Origin of the sequence: Nocardiopsis prasina DSM 43845 (assembly GCF_000341265.1) — a bacterium.
Lineage (GTDB): Bacteria > Actinomycetota > Actinomycetes > Streptosporangiales > Streptosporangiaceae > Nocardiopsis > Nocardiopsis prasina.
In genome coordinates this window covers 137,386-160,651 of sequence record NZ_ANAE01000161.1, presented here as the reverse complement: position 1 = coordinate 160,651, position 23,266 = coordinate 137,386, and the positions used below count along the sequence as shown (strand labels likewise).

20 protein-coding genes, 1 tRNA gene and 1 pseudogene are annotated in these 23,266 nt (G+C 72.1%); 13 read left to right on the top strand and 9 right to left on the bottom strand.

The window, feature by feature from the left end:
• The 6 genes from D452_RS28650 to D452_RS0119310 form a co-directional block, all read left to right on the top strand.
• The coding region (locus D452_RS28650; RefSeq protein ID WP_040694306.1) for a hypothetical protein at positions 1 to 335 on the top strand (335 nt) is incomplete at its 5' end.
• A gap of 342 nt (positions 336 to 677) precedes the next feature.
• Positions 678 to 1,205, top strand: a complete 528-nt coding sequence (locus tag D452_RS0119330) for a PadR family transcriptional regulator (protein ID WP_017545795.1) — start codon at positions 678 to 680, stop codon at positions 1,203 to 1,205.
• On the top strand, positions 1,202 to 1,930 hold the full coding sequence (locus D452_RS0119325) for an ABC transporter ATP-binding protein (RefSeq protein WP_026129475.1): 729 nt from the start codon (positions 1,202 to 1,204) through the stop codon (positions 1,928 to 1,930). Before D452_RS0119330 ends, D452_RS0119325 begins: the two co-directional genes overlap by 4 nt.
• Complete coding sequence (locus D452_RS0119320) at positions 1,927 to 4,308, top strand: ABC transporter permease (protein WP_017545793.1); 2,382 nt, start codon at positions 1,927 to 1,929, stop codon at positions 4,306 to 4,308. The genes D452_RS0119325 and D452_RS0119320 overlap by 4 nt, the downstream gene beginning before the upstream one ends.
• Positions 4,309 to 4,471: 163 nt before the next feature.
• Positions 4,472 to 7,324 carry a DEAD/DEAH box helicase family protein gene (locus D452_RS0119315; RefSeq protein ID WP_017545792.1) on the top strand — a complete coding sequence of 951 codons (2,853 nt, stop codon included), beginning with the start codon at positions 4,472 to 4,474 and terminating at the stop codon, positions 7,322 to 7,324.
• A gap of 170 nt (positions 7,325 to 7,494) precedes the next feature.
• Positions 7,495 to 9,183, top strand: a complete 1,689-nt coding sequence (locus D452_RS0119310; RefSeq protein WP_017545791.1) for a choice-of-anchor I family protein — start codon at positions 7,495 to 7,497, stop codon at positions 9,181 to 9,183.
• 60 nt (positions 9,184 to 9,243) lie between these two features.
• Here D452_RS0119310 and D452_RS0119305 read toward each other — a convergent pair whose 3' ends face one another.
• Positions 9,244 to 9,555, bottom strand: coding sequence for an ArsR/SmtB family transcription factor (locus tag D452_RS0119305; protein WP_233515841.1), 312 nt, complete (start codon positions 9,553 to 9,555; stop codon positions 9,244 to 9,246).
• 197 nt (positions 9,556 to 9,752) lie between these two features.
• Between D452_RS0119305 and D452_RS0119300 the strand changes: the two genes are divergently transcribed.
• From D452_RS0119300 to D452_RS0119290, 3 genes are read left to right on the top strand one after another with little or no spacing between them, the layout of a single operon-like run.
• Positions 9,753 to 11,360, top strand: a complete 1,608-nt coding sequence (locus D452_RS0119300) for an ABC transporter substrate-binding protein (protein ID WP_017545789.1) — start codon at positions 9,753 to 9,755, stop codon at positions 11,358 to 11,360.
• Complete coding sequence (locus D452_RS0119295) at positions 11,357 to 12,385, top strand: ABC transporter permease (RefSeq protein WP_239646418.1); 1,029 nt, start codon at positions 11,357 to 11,359, stop codon at positions 12,383 to 12,385. The genes D452_RS0119300 and D452_RS0119295 overlap by 4 nt, the downstream gene beginning before the upstream one ends.
• Positions 12,378 to 13,277 carry an ABC transporter permease gene (locus tag D452_RS0119290; RefSeq protein WP_017545787.1) on the top strand — a complete coding sequence of 300 codons (900 nt, stop codon included), beginning with the start codon at positions 12,378 to 12,380 and terminating at the stop codon, positions 13,275 to 13,277. The genes D452_RS0119295 and D452_RS0119290 overlap by 8 nt, the downstream gene beginning before the upstream one ends.
• A gap of 40 nt (positions 13,278 to 13,317) precedes the next feature.
• Here D452_RS0119290 and D452_RS0119285 read toward each other — a convergent pair whose 3' ends face one another.
• Together D452_RS0119285 and D452_RS0119280 are read right to left on the bottom strand one after the other, a co-directional pair.
• Positions 13,318 to 13,518, bottom strand: a complete 201-nt coding sequence (locus tag D452_RS0119285; protein ID WP_017545786.1) for a hypothetical protein — start codon at positions 13,516 to 13,518, stop codon at positions 13,318 to 13,320.
• A gap of 242 nt (positions 13,519 to 13,760) precedes the next feature.
• A complete protein-coding gene (locus D452_RS0119280) occupies positions 13,761 to 14,321 on the bottom strand; it encodes a TetR/AcrR family transcriptional regulator (protein WP_017545785.1) in 561 nt (186 codons plus the stop codon).
• Between the two features lie 85 nt (positions 14,322 to 14,406).
• Between D452_RS0119280 and D452_RS0119275 the strand changes: the two genes are divergently transcribed.
• Positions 14,407 to 15,357, top strand: a complete 951-nt coding sequence (locus tag D452_RS0119275) for an SDR family NAD(P)-dependent oxidoreductase (RefSeq protein ID WP_017545784.1) — start codon at positions 14,407 to 14,409, stop codon at positions 15,355 to 15,357.
• A gap of 97 nt (positions 15,358 to 15,454) precedes the next feature.
• Here D452_RS0119275 and D452_RS0119270 read toward each other — a convergent pair whose 3' ends face one another.
• A complete protein-coding gene (locus D452_RS0119270; RefSeq protein WP_017545783.1) occupies positions 15,455 to 15,922 on the bottom strand; it encodes a MarR family winged helix-turn-helix transcriptional regulator in 468 nt (155 codons plus the stop codon).
• A gap of 95 nt (positions 15,923 to 16,017) precedes the next feature.
• The gene (locus tag D452_RS0119265; RefSeq protein WP_017545782.1) at positions 16,018 to 16,950 is read right to left on the bottom strand and encodes a DUF5996 family protein; all 933 of its coding nucleotides are present in this window, start codon (positions 16,948 to 16,950) and stop codon (positions 16,018 to 16,020) included.
• 261 nt (positions 16,951 to 17,211) lie between these two features.
• Between D452_RS0119265 and D452_RS0119260 the strand changes: the two genes are divergently transcribed.
• Together D452_RS0119260 and D452_RS0119255 are read left to right on the top strand one after the other, a co-directional pair.
• A complete protein-coding gene (locus D452_RS0119260) occupies positions 17,212 to 17,862 on the top strand; it encodes a hydrolase (protein ID WP_026129474.1) in 651 nt (216 codons plus the stop codon).
• 141 nt (positions 17,863 to 18,003) lie between these two features.
• A complete protein-coding gene (locus tag D452_RS0119255; protein WP_017545780.1) occupies positions 18,004 to 18,312 on the top strand; it encodes a GNAT family N-acetyltransferase in 309 nt (102 codons plus the stop codon).
• Positions 18,313 to 18,478: 166 nt separating this feature from the next.
• On the opposite strand, the gene D452_RS0119250 is transcribed toward D452_RS0119255, so the two are convergent.
• Positions 18,479 to 18,554: transfer RNA gene (locus D452_RS0119250), tRNA-Arg, on the bottom strand.
• 147 nt (positions 18,555 to 18,701) lie between these two features.
• Positions 18,702 to 19,952 (bottom strand): aspartate aminotransferase family protein, encoded by a 1,251-nt coding sequence (locus tag D452_RS0119245; protein ID WP_017545779.1) that lies wholly within the window; start codon positions 19,950 to 19,952, stop codon positions 18,702 to 18,704.
• A gap of 161 nt (positions 19,953 to 20,113) precedes the next feature.
• Here D452_RS0119245 and D452_RS0119240 point away from each other — a divergent pair, with 161 nt between their 5' ends.
• Positions 20,114 to 21,580: an NAD-dependent succinate-semialdehyde dehydrogenase gene (locus D452_RS0119240; RefSeq protein WP_017545778.1), complete on the top strand. Its 1,467-nt coding sequence runs from the start codon at positions 20,114 to 20,116 to the stop codon at positions 21,578 to 21,580.
• A 181-nt stretch (positions 21,581 to 21,761) separates the two neighbouring features.
• Here the strand turns inward: D452_RS0119240 and D452_RS28645 are convergent.
• Positions 21,762 to 22,422: pseudogene (locus tag D452_RS28645) on the bottom strand (GntR family transcriptional regulator).
• A 60-nt stretch (positions 22,423 to 22,482) separates the two neighbouring features.
• Complete coding sequence (locus D452_RS0119230) at positions 22,483 to 23,232, bottom strand: maleate cis-trans isomerase family protein (RefSeq protein WP_017545776.1); 750 nt, start codon at positions 23,230 to 23,232, stop codon at positions 22,483 to 22,485.
• Between the last annotated feature and the right edge of the window lie 34 nt (positions 23,233 to 23,266).

Sequence of the window (23,266 nt, the reverse complement as noted above, 5' to 3'; positions counted from 1 at the left end):
AGCCCGAGCGGCGCCCCAACCCCATGGACGCGCGGCCCCCCGCCGAGTTCCTCCTCACCATGCGCCGCTACCTCTCCTGGGCTGGCGGCTGGTCGTACCTGGAACTGGAGTACAAGTGCGGCGGTGTGGTCAGCGCCGCCAAGTTCCAGCGTGCGCTGGAGGGCTCCGATCTGCCCGGGTACGTGTTCCTGATGGCCTTCGTCACCGCCTGCGTGGGCACCGACGAGGGTGAACGCCTGCGCTGGGCCACCTCCTGGCACCGCCTGCGCCGCGCCGCCCGCGCCGAGGAGGACGCCCAGCGCGTCCCGAGACAGGACGAGCAGCACCAGCACTGACGGCCCGGGCGGCTTCCCGGGCCGCGGCCCCGGTCGCGCGCCGGGCCGGCGGTCCCTGCCGCGCGCCCGAACCGGTGACGCCCGGCCGACACCGCCGACGCCGCACGCACTGGCGCCTCCGGAACGCCTCCGACTCACGGAACCCCGTCGTGGCCTCACGCACCACCGCCCAGGCGCGTTGCCCCCTGGGCAACACCACCCACACCGGTGCCCCCGGCCAGCCTCCGTTCCGGTGACCGGAATCCGCACCCTGCCTCCGGGACGCCCCTTCCGCACCCCTGGACCGCGCAGCCGCCCCGGCCTCTATACACACCATGTATACCTCGTATGTATAGTTGACTCATGTCACTCGGCCAGACTCTCCTGGGGCTGCTGGAAACCCGCCCCCAGCACGGATACGACCTGAAGCGCGCCTACGACGAGCGCTTCGCCACCAAACGGCCCCTGGCCTACGGGCAGGTCTACGCGACCCTCTCGCGTCTCCTCAAGAACGGGCTCGTGGAGGTGGACGCCGTCGAGCCCGGCGCCGGACCCGAACGCAAGCGGTACACCGTGACCGAAGCCGGGGTCACCGACGTCGAGCAGTGGCTCACCCAGCCGGAGACCCCTGAGCCCTACCTCCAGAGCACCCTGTACACCAAGGTCGTACTGGCCCTCCTCACCGGCCGGCCGGCCGATCAGATCCTCGACGTGCAACGCGCCGAGCACCTGCGTCAGATGCGCGAACTCACCCGCCGCAAGACCGGCGGGGACCTCTCCGACCAGCTCATCTGCGACCACGCGCTGTTCCACCTCGAAGCCGACCTGCGCTGGCTCGAACTCACCGCCGCCCGCTTGAACGACCTCGCCGGGGAGGTGCGCGGTCGATGACCCCTCCCACCCCCCGCCCCCTCCCCGACCAGCTCCCCGGGTCTGCCGGGAAACCCCTGCTCGTGGCGTCGGGACTACGCAAGTCCTTCGGTCTCACCAGGGCCCTGGAGGACGCCTCCCTGAGCCTGTACCCGGGTGAGATCGTGGCGATCATGGGCCCCTCCGGCTCCGGGAAGTCCACCCTCCTGCACTGCCTGGCCGGTGTGGTGCGCCCGGACGAAGGGGGGATCGAGTACGACGGGCGGGACCTGGTGAACACCTCGGACACCCGGCTCAGCTCCCTGCGCCGCTCCGAGTTCGGCTTCCTCTTCCAGTTCGGCCAGCTCGTCCCCGAACTCTCCTGCCTGGAGAACGTCGCCCTCCCCCTGAGGCTGGGCGGCAGCTCGCGACGCCGGGCCGAACGTACGGCCGCGCAGTGGCTGGACCGACTGGACGTGGGCGAGCTGGCGCGCAGGACCCCCGGCGAGTGCTCGGGCGGTGAGGGACAACGGGTCGCGGTGGCCCGGGCGCTCATCACCGGCCCACGCGTGGTGTTCGCCGACGAACCCACCGGCGCCCTCGACTCCCTGAACGGGGAACGGGTGATCCGCATGCTCACCGACGCCGCCCGGGAGAGCGGGGCGGCCGTCGTCGTGGTGACCCACGAACCCCTGGTGGCCGCCTACGCGGACCGCGAGGTCGTGTGCCGGGACGGCCGCACCCGGGACTTCGGAGGGCTGGGATGAGCCCGCGTGAGCGCTCCCCCCGCGGGAGCGACACGGAGAGGGACCGCCCCTCCATCCTCGGAGACCTCTCGCTGGGTGCGCGACTGTCCCTGCGCGGCGGCCGGGAGGTGGTCCTGCGGACCCTGCTGACGGCGATCGGGGTCGGCGTGGCCACCGCCGCCCTCCTCCTGGCCGCGTCCCTGCCGACCATCCTGGACAACCTGGCCCAGCGGCACGCTGACCGCATGGACTACCAGGTGGCCCTTTACCCGGAACCCCCCGCTGGCGACGACACCCTGCTGGTCGGCCTCGCGGACACCCAGTACGACGGGCGGGACATCCACGGGCGGGTGGTGCGCGCCGAGGGATCCGACCCCCCGCTCCCGCCGGGGTTGGCCGAGATCCCCGGCCACGGCGAGATCGTGCTCTCCCCCGCTCTGGCCGACCTCCTCGGCGATCCCGAGGCGAAGGCCCTCCTCCAGGGGTTCGACCACCACACCGTCGTCGGGGAGATCGGACCCGAGGGCCTCATGGGCCCTGGCGAGCTGGCCTTCTACCTCGGCAGCGCGGACCTCTCCCTGGAGAACGCCGGCATCCGCGTCACCGAGTACGGCGGCGAACCCCGTGCCGTCCTGGAGGGAACGGTCATCCTGCTGATCGGCGTGGTGGGCGTGGTCGTCATGCTCACCCCGGTCGTGGTGTTCCTGGGCGCGGCCGTGCGCTTCGGTGGCGAGCAGCGGGACCGGCGCCTGGCCGCGCTGCGGCTCATGGGCGCCGACCGGCGGGCCACCCGGCGCATCGCGGCCGGTGAGACCCTGCCCGGGGTCGCGCTCGGCCTGGCTCTGGGAACGGGGATCTTCTTCCTGGGGCGCCCGATCGTGGAGTCGGTCTCGGTGTCCTCGGGACTCTTCACCGCCGACGTGACCCCCCAGCCCCTGCTCGCGCTCCTGGTCCTGGTCGGGGTCCCGATGCTCTCCCTGTGGGTGGTAGTCGGTTCCATGAAGGGTGTGGTGGTCGATCCGCTCGGCACGGTGCGCCGCGCCGAACGGCCGAGCCCCAGGCTGTGGTGGCGTCTGCTGCTGCTCGTGCTCGGGGTCGTCCTCATCGTCCTGAGCATGGACTTCGAGATATCCAGGCGTCTCGGCCTGACCGGGGCCGCGTGGCTGCCCCTGGTGTCGATCGGGCTCCTGGCCGTCCTGTTCGGCACGACCGCCGCACTGCCCTGGTTGGTGGAACGTGTCTTCGGGCGCGCCTCGGGCGGCCCCCTCTCCCTCCAGCTGGCCCTGCGCCGTCTCGGGGCGGCGGGCGGCGGCCCGACACGCGCGGTCAGCGGGATCATCGTGACCGTCGCGGGCGCCATCGCGTTGCAGAGCCTGTTCGCGAACGCCTGGGCGGAGTCGACGGTGGTGCGGGCGGAGACCCGCACGCAGGCGTACGCGGAGGACGAGTTCGGGGGGTCCGGGTTCCAGATCCAGGCGGACCTGATGATGCCTCCGGCCGACAACGACCCCGTCGCCGCTGTGTCGGAGGTCCCCGGAGTGGAGGAGGCCGTGGCCTTCAGCACGGTGTGGGGCGTCGCCGACAGCGGTGCCGACGTCGTCGTGCACGTCGCCGACTGCGCCGCTCTGCGGCAGATGGCCGACCTGCCGGAGTGCTCCCCCGGGGACGCCTTCAGCGGGGTGCCGGGGTTGGCGGCCGGTGACACGGTCACGGTCCGGCCCAAAGACGAGAGGGCCGAGAGCGCGTGGACGGTGCCCCGGCTCACCGAGTTCGAGGGACCGCTGGTCGAACACCCCTGGAACGCCTGGGGGCACACGGCACGGGACGTCGTCCTCGCCACCCCCGAGGCCGCCGTGCTGCCAGGGGAGATCGCGACACGGAGTTCGGTCTGGATCCGAGTCGACCCGTCCGTCCCCGGGATGGAGGATGAGCTCAGATTCGCGGTCGTGGCTCTGGACCCGACGTCACACGTGGGCTTCCCCATGCTCAGCGCCACCTACTCAGCCATGATCAACATGCGTGACGCGCTCATCGCCGGCGCCCTGGCCTCTCTGGCGGTCATCGCCGCCGGTCTGGTGGTGGGCACGGTCGAGCAGGTCCGCGGACGCAGGCGGGTGCACGCGGTCCTCACCGCCTTCGGCACGCGGCGGAGCACGCTGGTGGCCTCGGTGCTGTGGCAGACCACGCTGCCCGTGCTCCTGGGCGTCGCCCTGGCTGCGACGGTCGGGACCGCGCTCGGCCTCCTGGTGCAACGGGTGGCGGGGATCCCCCTGGCCTTCACCCCGATCGACACCCTGGTCATCGTGGGCGCGGGCGTGGGGGTGGCGTTCCTGACCACCCTGTTGGCGATCCCCGCTCTGCTGCGCACGATGCGCCCGGAGGGGCTGCGCTCGGAGTGAGGGACGCGGTGGGTCCGCCCGCGACGGCGGACCCACCCTCCGGCTCGGGCTCACCCTCCGCCCCGGGTCCACCCGCTGACCCTGGGCCCATCTCCGACCCGGGGACACCGTCCGACCAGGCCCGGCGGGGGCGCACCGGACCGCCCCTGGCTAGGCTGGAGCGATGTCGCAGACCGGGGAGCCGCCCGAGACCGGGCCAGCACCGGACACCGCACCGCTGAGTGGCGCCGCCTGGCCCGGCGAGCTGCGCCCCTACCAGCGCGAGGCGCTCGCGGAGGTGGACCGGCGCTGGTCGGACGGGGCCCGAAGGACCTGGATCGTGCTCCCTCCCGGCTCCGGCAAGACCCTCGTCGGCCTGGAGGCCGCCCGCCGCCTGGGCCGCCGGACCGTGGTCCTGGTCCCCAACACCGCCATCCAGGGGCAGTGGATCCGGCACTGGGAGGGGTTCGACCGGCCCGAGGGCCGCACCGCCGGAAGCGAACGGGACCTCGGGCACGCCGTCAACGTGCTCACCTACCAGTCGTTGGCCGTCTTCGACCCGGACGCCGAGACCGACGAGGAGGGGCGTTCGGCCACCCCGGTCCGCGACCGACTGCACACCAACGGGCGGGCCCTGGTGGACGCCCTGCACGGCGCCGGTCCGCTCACGCTCCTGCTGGACGAGTGCCACCACCTCCTCCAGGTGTGGGGGCGCCTGCTCGCCGAGATCCTCGACGAACTCCCCGACGCCCACGTGATCGGGCTGACCGGGACCCCCGCCGCGAGCCTCACCGCCACGGAGAAGGACCTGGTCGACCGGCTCTTCGGCCCTCCCGTGACCGGGGCGTCCATCCCCGCGCTGGTCCGGGACGGATACCTGGCCCCGTTCGCCGAACTCGTGCACGTCACCGAACCCACCCTGACCGAGCACGAGTACCTGGCCGGTCAGGCGGCGAGGTTCGAGGAGATGTGCACGGACCTGCTCGCCCCCGGGTTCGCCACCACCGACTTCCTGCCCTGGCTGGACGCGCGCTTCGTCTCCCGGGAGGCCCGGGAGGGCGGCCGTGTGGACTGGGGCGCCCTGGCCGTGCGGGAACCGGAGCTCACCGACGCCGTGCTGCGCCTCCACCACCGGGGCCTGGTCGCCCTGCCCGAGGGCGCGAGGGTGCGTGAACGCCACCGGCACCCGCCGCAGGCCGAGGACTGGACGGCGCTGATCGGCGACTACGCGAGGCACTGCCTGGACCCGTCCTCCGCGAGGGACCGGGAGGCGCGTGACCGGGTCCGCGCCGCCCTGCCCTCCGTGGGCTACCACCTCACGCGCAACGGCGTCCGTCGCGGCGCCTCCCCGGTGGACCGGGTCCTGGCCCGTAGCGCCGCGAAGTCGCTGGCCACGGTGGAGATCCTCGCCGCGGAGAAGGACGCAGTGGGCCCGCGGCTGCGCGCGCTGGTCCTGTGCGACCACGAACGCGCCTCCGCCCGCTCCCCCGCCGCGCTCCGGGGTGTGCTCTCCGACGACGCGGGGTCGGCCTGGCTCCAGGTCAGCCAGCTGGCCGCCGATCCGCGCACCCGCGGCCTGGACCCGGTCCTGGTCACCGGCCGCACCGTGGCGACCGGGCCGGGCACGAGCGCCGCGTTCCTGGAGTTCGCCCGGTCCGAGCTGCCCGGGGTGGACCTGGCCCTGCGCGAGACCGACGGCCTGCACACGGTGGAGGGGGCATGGACCTCCCGCACGTGGGTGGGGGTGGTGACGCGTTTCCTGGAGTCCGGCGGTTGCCAGGTGCTGGTGGGCACGCGCGCGCTGCTCGGCGAGGGGTGGGACGCGCGCGGGGTGAACACCGTGGTGGACCTGACCACCGCGACCACCCCCACGGCGGTCGTTCAGAGCCGGGGACGGGCGCTGCGCCTCGACCCGGCGTGGCCGGAGAAGGTGGCGCACACCTGGACGGTGGTGTGCGTGAGCCACGAGCACCCGCGCGGCGCCGCCGACTGGAACAGGTTCGTGCGCAAGCACGAGGGCTACCTGGGGGTGGGCGCCGACGGCGGGGTGATGAGCGGGGTGGCGCACGTGGACCCGGAGCTGTCCCCGTACGACCCGCCCGAGGACCCCCGTCGGGTCAACCGCCGGATGCTCGGGCGCGCGGCCGACCGCGAGGGGACCCGGGCCCGGTGGCGGCTGGGCACCGGCTACGCGGACGTGCTGCTGCCCACGCTGCGGGTGTACGAGGGGCGGGCGATGCCGGTGGAGGTTCCGGAGGCGGGCATGGACCTGGCGCTTCCCGCGGCGCCCGAGGTGCTGGTGGGGGATCAGGTGATCCATCCGGAACCGGTCGACACACCGCCCGCCCGGCATCTGGTGCCCACCCTCGTCCCGGGCGCGATCGCCGCGCTCTGCCTGGTGTTCGCTCCCCTCGGGCTCGGGCTGCTCGCGGCGGCCGCCGGGTTCGGCCTGGCGGCCCTGGTCCACTGGTGGCGCGACTCCCTCCGGGTCCGCCGGGAGACCCTGCGCAGGCAGCGGGAGGCCGATCGTGTGCGCTCATTGGCCCGCGAACCGGTGGGGACCTCGCGGTACGCGTGCGCGGTGGCCGACGCGCTGCACTGGGCGGGCCGCTCGGACACCGGCGCCGAGGGGGTCCGTGTCCACGTGGACACCGACGGGGTGTACCGGTTCACGCTCGCCGACCCGGGTTCGGCGGAGCTGTTCGCCGAATCCCTGGACGAGACCCTGGGCCCGCTGGTGGGAGATCTGCGCTACCTGGTGCCCCGGCACGTCCTCACCGCCCAGGAGGGGGACGGGACCGGTGCGGGTTCCGAGGTGACGCCGAAGGACACGACCGTGCCGGTCTTCCACGCGGTGCCCTCCGCCCTGGCCCGTAACAGGAAGGGCGCGCTCGCCTTCGAGCGGGCGTGGCGCCGGTGGGTGTCCCGGGGCTCGGTGGTGCACACCCGCTCCGAGGAGGGGCGGGCCCTGCTCGCCGCCCACTTCGGCGGCTCCCCCCTGGAGGTGACCACGGCCCGCCGCCTCGCCTGGGAGTGAGACCGGCGGAGCCGGGGAGCGGGTCCGGGCAGATCAGAGAGCTGGTCGAGCGTCCCGAATCACGGGCTTCATCCACAGGACACCGGACGTTCGGCCCGGGATCGCCCTCCCCTGGTTGGCTCGGCGCGGACGCGACCGCGTCCGCCTCCCCCGAACCTCCAGGAAGCAGCATGCGCAGATCCCTCACCGCCTCGGCCGTCCTGGCCCTCGGCCTCACCCTGGCCGTCCCCGTCCACGCCGACGAGGCGCCCTCGTACGGGGGTCCCGAGGCGACCGGGGCCGTCGAGCTGTCCGTGTTGGGCACCTACCACGCCGACGTGTTCGACGCCTCGGGGGCGGAGATCGTCGCCCACGACCCGCGCACGCAGCGCCTGTTCGTGGTCAACGCCGCCGCGGCCGTGGTGGAGGTCCTGGACGTGTCCGACCCGGAGCGGCCCGAGAAGCTCTTGGACCTGGAGACCGCGGGTGTCCGGGCGGCCGACGGGTCCGTGGTGGAGCGGGGCGGGGCCGCCAACTCCGTGGCCGTCCACGGGAACGTGGTGGCCGTGGCGGTGGAGGCCGCCGACCGAACCGACGACGGCTGGGTGGTCCTCTTCGACACCGCGGGCCGGTCGGTGAACGCCCTGAGGGTCGGCGCGCTGCCGGACATGCTGACCTTCACCCCCGAGGGCCGCACCCTGCTGGTGGCCAACGAGGGAGAGCCCAACGATGACGTCACGGTCGACCCCGAGGGTTCCGTGAGCGTGATCCCGGTGAACCGCAGGCCCGCCAACCTCACCCAGGACGACGTGCGCACCGCCGACTTCCGCGCGTGGGACGAGGGCCGTGAGCTCCACCCGGACGTGCGCGTGTACGGCCCGGACCTGTCCACCGGCGAGCCCGGCACCCCCGGACGGGTGGCGCGCAACCTGGAACCCGAGTACATCGTGGCCGACACCAACCACAGCGCCCACGTCGTGCTCCAGGAGGCCAACGCCTTCGCCGTCCTGGACCTGCGGAAGGCGGAGATCACCGACATCGTCCCCTTCGGCACCAAGGACCACATGGAGCCCGGGAACGAGCTGGACGTCTCCGACCGCGACGGCGGGATCGCCATCGCCAACTGGCCGATCCGGGGCATGTACCAGCCCGACGGCTTCGACACCTACCGCTGGCGCGGGCAGACCCTGCTGGTCACCGCCAACGAGGGCGACGCCCGCGACTGGGACGGCTACTCGGAGGAGACCCGGTTGAAGAACCTGGACCTGTGCGAGGACGCCCCGCGCGTCCGGGAGTTCCTGGAGGAGAACGACCAGGGGATCGAGACCATCGAGGATCTGACCGCCGACCACAACCTGGGACGGCTCTCGGTCAGCACCGCCGAGGGGCTGCGCGAGGACGGCTCCTGCCACGAGGAGATCCACTCGTTCGGCGGCCGGTCCTTCTCGATCTTCGGTGCGGACGGCGAGCAGCTGTTCGACTCCGGTTCCGACTTCGAGCGGATCACCGCCGAGGCCGCACCGGAGTTCTTCAACTCCAACCACCGCGAGAACAACCTCGACGGCCGCAGCGACGACAAGGGCCCGGAGCCCGAGGGGGTCGCGTTGGGAAAGGTGCAGGGCCGCACCTACGCTTTCGTGGGCTTGGAGCGCGTGGGCGGGGTGATGGTCTACGACGTCACCGACCCGCGCGACGTGACTTTCACCCAGTACCTCAACAACCGCGACTTCGGTGCCGACCCGGCCAGCCGCGAGGCCGGTGACCTGGGCGCGGAGGGTCTGACCTTCATCAGCGCCGGTGACTCCCCGGTCCCGGGCGTCCCGGTGCTGGTCGTGGCCAACGAGGTCTCCGGCACCACCACGCTGTTCCGGATCGACTAGGGGCAGCGTGGGGGAACGCCGTCGGGGCGGGTGCGCGACGCACTCGCCCCGGCGGCGTTCTCAGTGTTCGGCGCCCATCAGGTGCAGCAGCGAGTGCACCGTGGTGTCCACGAGTGTGTAGCGCACCGTGCGCCCGTCCCGTTCGTCCTGGACCCAGCCCTGGAGGCGGAGTGTCCTCAGCGCCTGGGACGCGGCGACGTCGGTGATACCGGCCGTCGCGGCGAGCTCCCCGACCGAGGCCTGGGCCGGGCCCGCCTGGTGCATCGCGGCCAGCAGGCGCAGACGAGTCGGGTCGCCGAGCAGGCGGAAGCGGTCCGCCCAGGCTCCGATGTCGATGTGGTGCTCCGAAGAGGCATCGCTGTGGGAGGTCATCGGGTCCATTATCCCCGATCGGGTCCCGGAGGGTGACCGTCGTCTCCGGCCTCGCGGGGCGGCCAGGGCGCCGCCTCCGGTTCAGAGGGGGTCCTGGTCGAACACGTGGCCGACGGGAACGACCAATACCTTATCATCTGATCAGATGGTCAACTTTTCGCCATCGAAAGACCACGTCTCCCACAAGGAAGCAGTGAATGAACGGAACCGTCCCGACACGCGCCCTCCTCGCGACCGCTCTCGCCCCGACCCTCCTACTGACCGCCTGCACCGACTCCACCGAGGCCGACACCACGGGAACCCCGACCCGCATCGTCCTCGCCGACGCCCAGCCCCTCGGTGAGTTCGAGCCGGTGAACGGCTACGGCGAACTCGGCGTCTCCCCGATCTTCGAGGGCCTCCTGCGCCCCGAGTCCTCCGGCGACGACGCGCTTCCCGAACTCGTCCCCGCCCTCGCCGCCTCCGCTCCCGAACCCAACGAGGACAACACCGTCTGGGACGTGGAGCTGCGCACCGATGTCACCTTCTCCGACGGCTCCGCCCTCGACGCGGACGACGTGATGGCCACCTACTCCGCCGTGCTGGACCCCGACACCGCCTCGGAGGTCGCCGGTTCCTACTCGATGATCGAGTCGGTCACCGCCGTCGACGACCACACCGTGCGCTTCACCCTCAACTACCCCTACTACGCCATGCCCGCGCGGCTGACCCTCGGCATCACCCCGTCCGAGGAGATCACCCCGGGCCCGGCCGCCGACTCCGAGCGCAACCGCGCACCGGTGGGCACCGGCCCCTACGTGCTGGCCGACCTCAGCGCCGACCAGGCCGTGTTCGAGGCCAACCCCGAGTACCACGGCACCGCGCCCGAGGTCACCGAGCTGGTCATCCTCTCCGTCCCCGACGACAACACCCGGGCCCAGCGCATGCGGGCGGGCAACATCGACGGCACCGTGCTTCCCCCGGTGACCGCCGAGACCTTCGCGCACGTCGACGGCTCCGAGGTCCTGCCCGTGCGCACCGCCGAGTGGCGCGGCCTCTCCCTCCCCTCGGACCACCCCTTCACCGCCGACCCGGACGCCCGGCTCGCGATGAACCTCGGGGTGGACCGCGACGGGATCGTGGAGAACGTGCTCGCCGGTCACGGGCGCCCAGCGCACACCCCGGTCCCGGACGTCTACGGTGAGGCGCACGACCCGGAGGCCGTCTTCGCGTACGACCCCGACGCCGCCGCCGAGCTCCTGGACGAGGCCGGCTGGGAGGAGGGCCCGGACGGCGTCCGTGTCCGTGACGGCGACCGCGCCGAGTTCACCCTGTACTACCTGGCCTCGGACCACCTGCGCCGCGACCTCGCCACGGCCTTCGCCGCCGAGATGGAGCCGCTGGGGATCGAGGTCGACATCCAGGGAGCCTCCTGGGACGAGATGGGTGAGAACTCCACCCAGGCGGGCATCCTGCTCGGCGGCGGCGACAAGCCCTACGACCTGGACACCCAGGTGTACGCCACCCTGCACACCCGCGAGGCCGACACCCCCACCTACGAGAACCCGGGCGACTTCGCCATCCCGGGCGTCGACGAGGACCTGGAGGAGGCCCGCCGGAGCCTGGACCCCGACGAGCGCGTCGAGGCCTACCACCGGGTCCAGCGGTCCTACGTCGAGAACCCCACGTACGTGTTCATGGCGTTCGTCGACCACACCTACGTCGCCGCCGAGGACGACTGGGACCGCGGCCCGCTCGTGCTCGAACCCCACGCCCACGGGGTCTCCTGGGGGCCGTGGTGGAACCTCGCCGAGTGGCGACGATGAGTTTCTCCCCCGTCCGCCGGATCCGGTCGCACCGGACCCGGTGGCGGGACCGCCGCCGCGAGCTGGCGGGGCTGGTGGCGCGCCGCGTCGCCCTCGGGCTCCCGATGCTCGTGGGACTGAGCGCGCTGGTCTTCCTGCTCGCCGCGCGCTCCCCGTTCAACCCGCTCGCCGCCTACCTGGGGGCGGGCTTCCAGCGGACCACCGCCGAACAGCGGGAGTCCCTCAGCACCGCGCTGGGGTTCGACGTCCCCTGGTGGCGGGCCTGGTGGTCCTGGGCCTCTGATCTCCTCCACGGGGACCTGGGCTGGTCCCGGGGGTACGCGATGCCGGTCTCCGAGGTGTTCGCCGAGCGGCTCCCGTGGACCCTGCTGCTCTCCGGCACCGCCCTGGCCGTGGCCGTGCTGTCGGCCCTGGTGTGGGGCACGGTCGCCGGGCTCCACCCGGGGTCGTGGCCGGACCGGATCGTCACGCGCGTCGGCGTCCTGGTCCAGGCGGTCCCCCCGTTCGTCCTCGCCCTGGGCTCGGTCACCGTGTTCGCGGTGATCCTGCGCTGGGCCCCGGTGGCGGGTGCCGCCGCGCCAGGCGAGGCCCCCACCTTCGGCGGGGTGGTGACCCACCTGGTGCTGCCCGCCTGCACCCTCGCCCTGACCCAGCTCCCGTGGCTGCTGCTGGCGGTGCGCACCGCCGTGGCCCGCGCCCGGGGATCGGAACCGGTCCGTGCGGCCCGGGCTCGGGGGGTGTCCCCCGCCAGGGTGGTGACCGGACACGTGCTGCCGGTCTCGCTCGCCCCCCTCGTGACGATCGTGGGGGCGCGACTGCCCGAACTCGTCGTGGGCGCGGTGCTGGTGGAGGAGATCTTCGCGTGGCCGGGGATCGCCGCGGCCCTGGTCGCCTCGGCCCAGTCGCTCGACTTCCCGCTGCTGGCCGCCCTCACCCTGGCCACCACCGCCGTGGTGCTGCTCGGCTCGCTGCTGGCCGACTCCGCCTACCTGTTCCTGGACCCGAGGGTGAGCGCCGATGTCTGAGCCCGACCCCGGAACGAGCGCGACGGCCGCCCGACCGCGTCGACGCGCCGTCCGGTTCCTGCCCGCCGCGACCCTGACCGCCCTCGTCGGCTACGCCGTCCTGGTCCCCTGGTGGGCCGGGACGCAGACGGCCGACTTCGCCCAGGCCCTGCTGCCCCCCGGCCCGGGACAGTGGTTCGGCACCGACCACTCCGGCTACGACCTGTTCGTTCGCTCCGCTGAGGGGTTGCGGGTGTCGCTCCTGGTGGCGCTGGTGTGCGCCGTGGTGGCCACGGTGCTGGGGGTGGCGGTCGGAGCGGTCGCCGCCACCGCGGGCGGCCGGGTCGACCGGTTGCTCATGCGCACCACCGACGGGGTGAACGCGCTGCCCCACCTGTTGATCGGCGTCGTCATCGTCGCCCTCTACCCCGGTTCGCTGCCCGCGATCATCGCGTCGATCGCGCTCACCCACTGGCCGCAGATCGCCCGCGTCGTGCGCGCCGAGATGCTCTCTGTGCGCTCCTCGGAGTACGTCGAGACCGCCTACCTGTGGGGCGCCTCCCGGGGACAGGTGCTGTACCGGCACCTGCTGCCCGCAGCGCTCCCGCAGGCCGCGGTGGGTCTGGTGATGCTGGTCCCGCACGCCGTCTGGCACGAGTCCACGCTCAGCTTCCTGGGCCTCGGCCTCTCACCCGACGAGGCCAGCCTGGGCACCCTGCTGGAGGTCGCGCGCGGCGACGTCTTCACCGGGGCCTGGTGGACGCTGGCCGCCCCGGCCGGTGTGCTCGTGGCCACCACGCTGTCGGTGGCCGGACTGACCCGGGCGCTGGACGGCGGACGTCCCGGTCGGCGGCGCGGACGGTCGCCGCGATCGACCCCGTCACCACGTGCGCCGTCCGGGTCGACTTCCTGACGGCAGACAGCACCGGGCCGGGGTGGCCGGGCCCCATACGTCACCGGCGCCGGGTCATCCGCCGGACCATCAGGTAGTACAACACCGCCACCCCCACCATGACCCCGCCACCCAGCAGGTTCTGCCAGTCCGGATCACCCGTGAACGGGCCCGCTGACAGCAGGATCACGAGACCGCCGACGAACAACAGCGCGGCGGCGATCATCGGCTTCAGCAGTCCCCGGGGGTCGCGTTCGGTCACCGGGACTCCTGCTTCATGGGGATATCGGGGGCGTGGGTCCCGGTAAGACAACCCGGGGCGACGGGCTCACGCAAGCCCGCGCGGAGCTTCCGACGTACCGACGGGGCCGCTGCCCTTGGACCCTTCGGCCGCTCAAGCCGGAGACCAGCTCGTCGACTCCTCCGACACGGGCTCGGGCCGTCGCCCCGGGGCCGGACTCGGAGGGAGTCGGGCGCGGCGGTTCCTCCCCCCCGGGGCCGGGATCAGTGTGCGGGCGGGGCCGCGGCGGGCGGCCTCAGGCCCGCGACGAGGGTGTCCACGAAGACGTCGCAGTCCTCCGGCGTCCCCAGGCGGATGGCGTGTTCGATCCCGCAGGCCAGGCGCTCGACCTGGGCCGTCGTCAGGTCCCCGCGGATCGCGCCGCTCTCCTTCGCCCTGTCGAGCAGATCGGTGAGCTCGCCGAAAATCGAGGCCTTGAGCTCCGCCACCTCCTCGCTCACGTCGTCGTTGGCGAGCAGGACCGCCTGGAGGCCGCCCGCCTCCAGGTGCAGGTCGACCACGGCGCGCAGGGCCACGTCGAACCCGCGCCCCGGGTCCGGGTCGGCGCAGGCCCGCGCGGTGAGCTCCCGCAGGCGGCCCAGGGTCTCCACGGTGAGTTCCTCGACGAGCGCATGGGACGTGGGGAAGTGGCGGTAGACGGTCCCGACCCCCACACCCGCCTCACGGGCGATCTCGTTGAGGCGCAGGTCCTTGGGATCGCTCCGCCGCGCGACCTCCAGGATGCGCTCGCGGCTACGGGCGGCGTCAGCGCGCAGTGCGTTCATGGGGACATCCTAGCCGAATCGGATAGATCATCCGATTTGCTGTTACAGTAAGCGGATAAGTCATCCGATTGATGGGAGAGGCGCCATGGACTGGGACCCCGAAGTACTGCCCGAACAGCGCGGACGCACGCTGGTGGTGACCGGGGCGACCGCGGGCATCGGCTACTTCGCGGCCGAACGGCTCGCCGGAACAGGCGCGCACGTCGTGCTCGCGGGGCGTTCGGCCGAACGTCTGGGCACCGCCGAGGCCGCGATCCGCGCGCAGGTGCCGGACGCGAGTCTGAGCTCGCTGCTCCTGGACCTCGCGTCGCCGGAGTCGACGGCCGCGGCCGTCTCGGAGCTCGCGGAGTACGAACGCCTCGACGGGCTGCTGCTGAACGGGGGCTCCATGTCGCTGCGCGCCGCCGACCGGACCCCGGACGGCCTGTCGATGCTCCTGGCGACCCACGTGCGAGCGAACGTGGGGCTGGTGGCGGGGACGCTCCCGCTCATGGCACGAACCGCGCGTGAGCACGGCGCGACCGCGAGGATCGTGCACACCTCGACGTCGTTCGTGGACCTGCTGCGCAAGGGGGTCCGGGACGTGCGGCACGGTTCCCGCGTCGGCGTCCTCGCCTACACCCGGAGCAAGGCGGTCACGGAGATGTTCGCCTACGAACTCGACCGTCGGCTGAGGGCGGCGGGTACGCCGGTGGCCTCACTGGTCTCGCGCCCGGGGGTCGGTGTGGACGCCCGGACACCGCGCCGCCCGGGGATCCGGGACGAGACGATCCCCATCCAGCGCAACCCCTACACGTTGTGGGCCCAGGGCAAGGACGCCGCGGCCTGGTCCGCCCTGCGCGCCCTCACCGACCCCCTGGCCCAGGGAGGCGACCTCTACTCCCCGAGCGGCGGGGTCAAGGGGTGGCCGGTCCGCCTGACCCCGAACCCGCTGACCCAGTCACCTCCCCCGGACGCGCTGGAGTCGGTGTGGGACCAGCTGGAGGCCCTGGCCGGGGTCCGGCTGCCGCGCACCGGTGACCGCGCCCCGGCCTGAGCCGCGACCGGGCGCGCCGTCCACGCGGGACGGGCGGGGTCGTCTCACCTGCCGCCGGTCAAAGACGGGCGCGTCGACAGTGAGGGACGACGTCCGCTCAGTCGGACTGCTTCTCCATGTGGTCCGAGACGCGCCGGGAGAGCCGGGCGAACGTGCTGAGCTGGTTCGGGGTGAGGGCCTCGATGAACAGTCGGCGCACGTGCTCGACGTGGAGGGGAGCGGCCTCCTCGATCGCCTCGTAGCCCGCCGGGGTGGCGACGATGAACGCTCCGCGAGCGTCGTCGGGGCACTCTTCCCTGGCCACGAGACCGCGCTTCGTCATCCGCCGGACCTGGTGGGACATGCGGCTCTTCTCCCAGTTCACGAGCTTGGCCAGTTCCAGGATGCGCATCTTTCCGTCGCTGGTCTCAGTGAGGTTGACGAGCACGATGAAGTCGGAGGCGGACATTCCGGAATCGGCCTGAAGGAGACGGGAGAGCCGCCCGATGAGCGTCTCCTGCATGTGGATGAAGCCGTCCCACGCGGCCTTCTCGTCCGCATCCAGCCAGCGTGGTGTCTCGTTCATGCGCGCAGTTTAACGAAGAAGTTGACACCTCATCCACCCGAGGACGGCGGAGGGGAGACCCCTCCGCGCGTCGACGACCGCCGTGACCTGCCGGTTCAGGCCCCGTCCCACCGGAGGGGGTCGTCCTCCAGTGCGGGGCGGTCCCAGTGCCCGCGATCCGCGGCGGCCTCGTAGGTGGTGCGGAGGAACTCGGCGACCGCGCGGTCGGGGTCGGGTGCGGCGCGGGCCACCTCGTAGGGCAGCAGGAACTGCTGGAACTCGGTGCTGTAGTACGCGCCTTCGGGGCCGACCGGCTGGTCGGCGAACCCGTCGGGGGCCGGGTAGGCGTAGGAGTAGAAGGCGCCCTCCTCGCCACCACCGGGCCAGAACCCGCAGCTGGACAGTTCCCGGGAGTAGCCCTCGACCATGACCCAGTCCCCGCAGTTGGGCGCTCCGCCCGGATGCGGAGGAGCCGACCGTCCGGAGAAGCGGGTGCAGGCGAGGTCCATCCCTCCCCAGAAGAAGTGCACCGGGCTGACCTTGCCGACGAAGTGCGACCGGAACTCGCCGATCACCCGGTTCGCCTGCAACAGCTGACGCCAGAAGAGGGTGGCCGCCTCGGCGTCGTAGGAGGCGTGCTCGTCGTCCTCGGCGAAGGGGATCGCCGGGTCGACCTCGTTGGGATGGGGGCGGATCGGTGCCTCGATCCCGAGTCGGCCGAGCGCGTCCAGGATCCGGGAGTAGAACTCGGCGACCGGCATCGGCCGCAGCGGGAAGCTCCGCGTCCCGCCGTCACTGCTGCGGACCTCAAGCTGGTGGCCGACGAAGTCGAACTCGATCTCGAAGGCCCCGCTGCGGTACGGGATGGCCGACGTCGTCAACCCGCGCGGACTGACGTAGAGGGTCACCTGCCACCAGTGGTTGACCAGCGGTGCGTGGGCCATGCGGATCTTGCCCACGATCTGGGTCCACATGTGCAGGGTGTCCCGGGTGGGGGTCCAGTCCGAGACCCGCAGGCCGGGCCAGTTCGTCTCTGATGTGAGGGTCATCGTTTCTCGCTTCCGTCGCTGCGCCACCCGGAGGAGTGGTTGACACATCATCCGCATAGTAGATGATGCATCAACCTATTGGGCAGAGGTCGCGCCTCGGAAACCAAAAGGTTGACGCATCATCCAATGATGCTAATTTGGATGACGCATCACCTAAATCGGTGGGGATGTGTCGTCACTCTCGCGTGCATCCCTGGCGCCTGCGCGGAGATGGACGGTGCCCCGGCCGAGCCCCGGATCACCCCCTGGAAGGGACCCCCTGTGAGCACCAAAGCCAAGAACGGACTACAGGCACTGCTGACCCCGGAGGAGAGCGTTCTCGTCCTGATCGACCACCAGCCGTTCCAGTTCGCCAACCTGAACAGCCACGAGCCGTCGATGGTCGTCAACAACGCCGTCGCCCTGGCCAAGGCCGCCAAGGCGTTCGACGTTCCGACCGTCCTGACGACCGTGCTGGAGGAGCGCGGCGGCTACCTCATCAAGGGGCTTCAGGACGTGTTCCCGGAGCAGAAGCCGATCGACCGGACGTTCATCAACACCTGGCAGGACGAGCGCGTCGTCGACGCCGTCCGGGCGACCGGCAGGAAGAAGCTGGTCATCGCCGGTCTCTGGACCGAGATCTGCCTGGCCATGCCCGCGATCCAGGCGGCGGGCGAGGGCTACGAGGTCTTCGCCGTCACCGACGCGTCGGGCGGCGCCTCGGCGGAGTCCCACGACATGGCCGTCCGGCGCATGGTCCAGGCCGGCGTGGTGCCGATCACCTGGCTGGCCGTGGCGGGCGAGTGGCAGCGCGACTGGGCCCGCGAGGAGACCGTGTCGGCCATGACCGGAATCCTGGAGCAGCACGGTGGCGCCACCGGCGTCGCCTTCGCCTGGGAGACCCAGCTGCTGGCCTCCCGCGCCGACGCCTGACACTCCCACCAACAGCACCGATCGGGCGGGTCGCCTTCTGCCGACGACCCGTCCCACCTCGGATCCCGCGCGTGAACGAGTTCGAACACCAAGCCGATCGGGTGGCCAACCGCCCGGCCGATCCATCAAGAAGGAGGACCCATGGCGGTCAAGGTGAACGACGTGCCCGAGGCCAAGCGCTACGAGGCCCGCGTCGACGGAGAGTCCGGGGTCGCGGGCATCGCGGGGTACATCCGCACGAAGGAGCTCGTCGCGTTCGTGCACACCGAGGTCGCTCCGGAGTACGAGGGGCGCGGGGTCGGGTCCGCCCTGGTCCGCACGGCCCTCGACGAGGCGCGCTCCGCACGCCTGCGGGTGCTGGCGACCTGCCCCTTCTTCGCAGGCTGGATCGCCCGTCACCCCGAGTACCAGGACCTGCTCTACCAGTCCCGGAGCAGCGTCACTGACTGAGCGCCGGACACGGTGCTGGATCAAGCCGTCAGGCAGTCGGCCGCACCCCGGACTCACCCCGGCGCCCCTGGCCGAACGCCAGGGCCGCCGGATCTCCTGGCCATGCCACAAAAGAAGCCGCCCGAGCTGCTTGCGCAGTTCGGGCGGCTTCTCCACTGTCTCAAGGTGGTGCACTCGGGAGGACTCGAACCCCCAACCTTCTGATCCGTAGTCAGATGCTCTATCCATTGAGCTACGAGTGCAGGTCTTCAGTTGTGTGTCGCCCGGTTGAGCTAGGCTCTCCCTTGCGACGTCTCCGACTCTATCACGGTGCTGGAGTGCCTTTGCGCCGTTTTCCGGTGTGACCCGGGCCATGGGGCGCCGACGCGCGGTCGGCGCCCCACAGGTGCCTACTGGCTCTCCTCCACAGAGGCCGCCCACAGCTCGAGGGCCGTGTCGATCTGCTCGCCGTTGACCACGAGGGCCGGGATGAAGCGGACCACGTTGCCCGCCGGGCCGCAGGTGAGCAGCAGCAGCCCGTTCTTGGCGGCGGCCTGCTGGGCGCGCTGGGCCGCGTCGCCGTCGGGTGTCCCGTCGGCCCTGACGAACTCGTTGGCCCGCATCAGGCCGCGGCCTCGGACGTCGCCGATGCCCGCATGGGACTCGGCGATCTTGGCCAGGCCCTGCTGGAGCCGCTCGCCCTGGCGGGCCGCGTTCTCCACCAGGTTCTCCTCCTGGATGACGTCCAGGGTGGCGAGGGCAGCCGCGCAGGAGACCGCGTTGCCGCCGTAGGTGCCGCCCTGGGAACCCGGCCAGGCCTTGTCCATGATCGCGGCCGGGGCGGCGATCGCGGACAGCGGAAAGCCGCTGGCCAGGCCCTTCGCGGTGATGACGATGTCCGGGCGCACACCGGAGGGCTCGTGCCCCCAGAACGTGCCCGTGCGACCGAAGCCGGTCTGGACCTCGTCCATGACCAGCAGGAACCCGTGCCTGTCGGCGCGCTCCCGCAGCCCCTGGAGGAAGGCGTCCGGGACGGGCACGTAACCGCCCTCACCGAGGACGGGCTCGATGAACACGGCGGCGGTGTCCTGCGGGGAGGTCACCGTCGCGAACTGGTAGTCGAGCTCGCGCAGCGCGTACGCCACCGCTTCTTCCTCGGACATCCCGAGCCGGTAGGCGTACGGGAAGGGCGCGACCACCACACCGGGGACGAGCGGGCCGATCCCCGCGCGGATCTTCACCCCGGACGTGGTGAGGGAGGCGGCGCCCATCGTGCGCCCGTGGAAGGAACCCTGGAAGACCACGGCGTTCTGGCGGCCGGTGGCCTGGCGGGCCAGGCGCAGCGCCGCCTCCACGGCCTCACTGCCCGAGTTCACGTAGAACAGGCGGTCGATCCCCTCGGGCAGCACCTCTCCGAGACGTTCGGTGAGTCGCAGCAGGGGCCGGTGCATCACGGTGGTGTACTGGCCGTGGATCAGCGTCGCGACCTGCTCCTGTGCGGCGGCCACCACCCTGGGGTGGCAGTGCCCGGTGCTGGTCACGCCGATCCCGGCGGTGAAGTCGAGGAAACGACGGTCGTCCTCGTCGTAGATGTAGACACCCTCGCCTCGCGCCGCGACGACCGGTGTCGCCTGCTTGAGAACCGGGGAGAGCTCCGCCATGCGGTGGCCTCAATTCCTTGTGTCGAGTTCCGTAGGATTGTTGACAATCGACGCTGCTATGGAAACATCCGGGGCGCGGCGGTGTCCAGCGGACGCACGTCGGGCAGTTCTGACCACAGGCCGTCCCATGCCCGGGGCGGCCCGTCGACGGAGGAGAGAACATGTCGGATCGCGAAGCACGGGTCGTCGCACAGGTGGACAAGAAACTATTTCTCGGCGGGAAGTGGCGGGACGCCTCCTCCGGCGCGACCTTCGAGGTCGAGGACCCGTCCACCCGCAAGGTGCTGTGCGACGTCGCGGACGCGGGCCGGGAGGACGCCATGGAGGCCCTGGACGCCGCGGCGCGGGCCCAGCCGGGGTGGGCCAGGGTCGCGCCCCGCGAGCGCGGTGAGATCCTCCACAGGAGCTTCGAGCTGCTCATGGAACGGCAGGAGGAGCTCGCCGTCCTCATGACGCTGGAGATGGGCAAGCCGCTGGCCGAGGCGCGGGGGGAGATCGCCTACGCCGCCGAGTTCTTCCGCTGGTTCTCCGAGGAGGCCGTGCGGATCGAGGGCGGGTTCGCCACCTCGCCGGACGGCAAGTCGCGTTTCCTGATCATGCGCCAGCCGGTGGGCCCCTGCATGCTCATCACCCCCTGGAACTTCCCCATGGCGATGGGCACCCGCAAGATCGGCCCGGCCATCGCGTCCGGGTGCACGATGATCCTCAAGCCCGCCCAACAGACGCCGCTCTCGGCTCTGGCGCTGGCCGGGATCCTCAGGGAGGCGGGGCTGCCGGAGGGCGTGCTCAGCGTCCTGCCCACCTCCGACCCCGGCGCGATCACCGAGCCCCTGTTGGCGGACGGCCGCATCCGCAAGCTGTCCTTCACCGGTTCCACCGCGGTCGGCCGCAAGCTCCTGGAGCAGAGCGCGCCCCAGGTCCTGCGCACCTCCATGGAGCTGGGCGGGAACGCGCCGTTCCTGGTGTTCGACGACGCCGACATGGACGCGGCGGTCGACGGGGCGATGCTCGCCAAGATGCGCAACATCGGTGAGGCCTGCACGGCCGCCAACCGCATCTACGCGCAGTCCGGGATCGCGGAGGAGTTCTCCCGGCGGCTCAGCGAGCGCATGGGCGCGCTCCGGCTGGGTCGGGGGCTGGACGACGGAACGGACGTGGGCCCGCTGATCGACGACAAGGCCCGGGACAAGGTCCAGGGGCTGGTGGACGACGCGGTGCGGCGGGGCGCGCGCGTGCTCGTCGGCGGCGGCCCCGGCGACGGCCCGGGGCACTTCTACCAGCCGACCGTGCTGGCCGACGTCCCGTTCGCGGCGGAGCTGTCCACCACCGAGATCTTCGGTCCGGTGGCCCCGGTGCTGACGTTCGAGACGGAGGAGGAGGCGGTCCGAGCCGCCAACGACACCGAGTTCGGCCTGGTCAGCTACCTGTACACCCGGGACCTGAACCGGGCCATGCGGGTCAGCGAGGCCCTGGAGACCGGCATGGTCGGCCTCAACCAGGGTGTGGTGTCCAACCCGGCGGCGCCGTTCGGCGGGGTCAAGCACTCGGGTCTGGGCCGCGAGGGCGGCCGTGTGGGCATCGACGAGTTCCTGGACACCAAGTACGTGGGGATCGGCGGGCTCGTCTGATCCGCGTGTGGGTCCGACCGGTGGGGTGGGCCCACGCGGTGTCAGCCCCCGGTGCCGTTTCCCGGCGCCGGGGGTTCGCCGGGGGTTCCCCGTGAGGGCGCGGGGCGGCCCTCGGCCTCGGTGCCGCGAGGAACCGGCGGACGCGACGCGGGCGTCCGCCTCCGAGCTCCGGTGCCGGCCGTCAGGACCCGGCGCCGGTCTCCGCGTTGATCCGGGCGACGGTGTCGACCATGTGGGACTCGATCAGCGTGAGCAGCCGCTCCTCCTCACCGTCCACGATCGCGTCCAGGATGCGGCGGTGCTCGTCGAGGAGCTCCTGGGGTTCGGGGTAGACGGCCTGCATCACGGTCAGGCACATCCGGGTCTCCACGAGGAGCGTCTGGGCCATGCGTTCCAGGCGCGAGTTACCCGAGCAGCTGACCAGGGTCCGGTGGAACTCCTGGTCTGCGTCGCTCATGGCGGTNGGCGCCCCCCCCCAGCCGGTCCACGGCGGGAGTGAGGCGGGCCAGGGCCTCCCCCCGGTTGCCCCGCATGATCAGCTCGCAGGCGGTCCGCTCCACCGCGAGCCGGGCCACGTAGACGTCGCGGACGTCGTCGGGGGTCAGCTCGCGCACGAACAGGCCCCTGTGCCGTTCACTGCGGAGCAGCCCCTCCTGGACCAGGCGCTGCATGGCCTCTCGGAGCGGCCCCCGGCTCACGCCCAGTCTCCCCGCCAGTTCGGCCTCGCCGAGCTGGTCCCCGGGTGCGAGGGAGCCGTACATGATCGCCGACCTCAGCTGGTCGGCGATCAGCTCGGCGGTGGAACGCCTGGGGACGGGTCTGAGCTGGCCGGGGGCTGACATGGTGTTCCCTTCTGAACGACGGTGCAAAGGTGACGAACCGGGCGTGGGCTGGCCCTGAGGCTAACCGGCCCCGAAGGCACTCCTGACCACGGAGGCTCCGGAACGGAAGAGCGTCCCGGGGCCGGACCGGGCCTCGCACCGGCCGGCGAGCCGGAGGCCCTCCCAGACACTGACCTGGTTGGCGGTGAGCACCGTCTTGCCCAGCAGCGCCTCCATCGGTTCGATGAGGTCGGCGCTGTGCAGGGCGGTGTCCGGGACCAGGACCGCCTCGGCCCTGGGGTGGTCGTTGGTGATGACGAAGTCGAGCGCGTCGTCGGGGTCGAGGTAGCCGACCTCGGCGGCCGTGGCGATCCCGTGGCTGGCCAGGGACATCACCTCCACCCCCGCGTCGGTGAGGAACTCCACGAAGCGCTGGGCGACGTCGTCGGGGTAGGTGGCGGCGATGGCGACCCGGGACGCGCGCAACTGGCTGAGGGCGTGCACGAACGCGAACGACGTGCTCGAACTCGGGACGCCCGTCGCCTCCTGCACGCCCTGGACCTGGCGCCGGGCACCCTCCCAGCCGAACACGAAACTGCCGCTCGTGCAGGCCCAGACTGCGGAGTCGACCTTGAGGCCGCCGAGCTCCTGCGCGCCCTTGGCGAGGACTCCCTCACTGCCCACGTCGAGCAGGGCGTCCACCCGGTGGGCGTCCTCGCGCATGAGCGTGTGCACGACGGGAAGCTCGACGTCCCCGCCGAGCGTGTCGGCGAAGGTCCTGTAGTCGTCCTCGGCGCTGTGACCGGGATAGAGGATTCCTACTCGGGTCATGATTCTCCTTGGCTCGCGGGCGCTCTCCCGGGCG

What these genes read in the sequence shown, in the direction of transcription:
- D452_RS0119305 (WP_233515841.1), bottom strand. Translation starts at nt 9,555, where the DNA reads ATGACCTCCCACAGCGATGCCTCTTCGGAGCACCACATCGACATCGGA.
- D452_RS0119330 (WP_017545795.1), top strand. Translation starts at nt 678, where the DNA reads ATGTCACTCGGCCAGACTCTCCTGGGGCTGCTGGAAACCCGCCCCCAG.
- D452_RS0119255 (WP_017545780.1), top strand. Translation starts at nt 18,004, where the DNA reads ATGGCGGTCAAGGTGAACGACGTGCCCGAGGCCAAGCGCTACGAGGCC.
- D452_RS0119320 (WP_017545793.1), top strand. Translation starts at nt 1,927, where the DNA reads ATGAGCCCGCGTGAGCGCTCCCCCCGCGGGAGCGACACGGAGAGGGAC.
- D452_RS0119265 (WP_017545782.1), bottom strand. Translation starts at nt 16,950, where the DNA reads ATGACCCTCACATCAGAGACGAACTGGCCCGGCCTGCGGGTCTCGGAC.
- D452_RS0119230 (WP_017545776.1), bottom strand. Translation starts at nt 23,232, where the DNA reads ATGACCCGAGTAGGAATCCTCTATCCCGGTCACAGCGCCGAGGACGAC.
- D452_RS0119290 (WP_017545787.1), top strand. Translation starts at nt 12,378, where the DNA reads ATGTCTGAGCCCGACCCCGGAACGAGCGCGACGGCCGCCCGACCGCGT.
- D452_RS0119295 (WP_239646418.1), top strand. Translation starts at nt 11,357, where the DNA reads ATGAGTTTCTCCCCCGTCCGCCGGATCCGGTCGCACCGGACCCGGTGG.
- D452_RS0119315 (WP_017545792.1), top strand. Translation starts at nt 4,472, where the DNA reads ATGTCGCAGACCGGGGAGCCGCCCGAGACCGGGCCAGCACCGGACACC.
- D452_RS0119270 (WP_017545783.1), bottom strand. Translation starts at nt 15,922, where the DNA reads ATGAACGAGACACCACGCTGGCTGGATGCGGACGAGAAGGCCGCGTGG.
- D452_RS0119240 (WP_017545778.1), top strand. Translation starts at nt 20,114, where the DNA reads ATGTCGGATCGCGAAGCACGGGTCGTCGCACAGGTGGACAAGAAACTA.
- D452_RS0119300 (WP_017545789.1), top strand. Translation starts at nt 9,753, where the DNA reads ATGAACGGAACCGTCCCGACACGCGCCCTCCTCGCGACCGCTCTCGCC.
- D452_RS0119310 (WP_017545791.1), top strand. Translation starts at nt 7,495, where the DNA reads ATGCGCAGATCCCTCACCGCCTCGGCCGTCCTGGCCCTCGGCCTCACC.
- D452_RS0119275 (WP_017545784.1), top strand. Translation starts at nt 14,407, where the DNA reads ATGGACTGGGACCCCGAAGTACTGCCCGAACAGCGCGGACGCACGCTG.
- D452_RS0119325 (WP_026129475.1), top strand. Translation starts at nt 1,202, where the DNA reads ATGACCCCTCCCACCCCCCGCCCCCTCCCCGACCAGCTCCCCGGGTCT.
- D452_RS0119280 (WP_017545785.1), bottom strand. Translation starts at nt 14,321, where the DNA reads ATGAACGCACTGCGCGCTGACGCCGCCCGTAGCCGCGAGCGCATCCTG.
- D452_RS0119245 (WP_017545779.1), bottom strand. Translation starts at nt 19,952, where the DNA reads ATGGCGGAGCTCTCCCCGGTTCTCAAGCAGGCGACACCGGTCGTCGCG.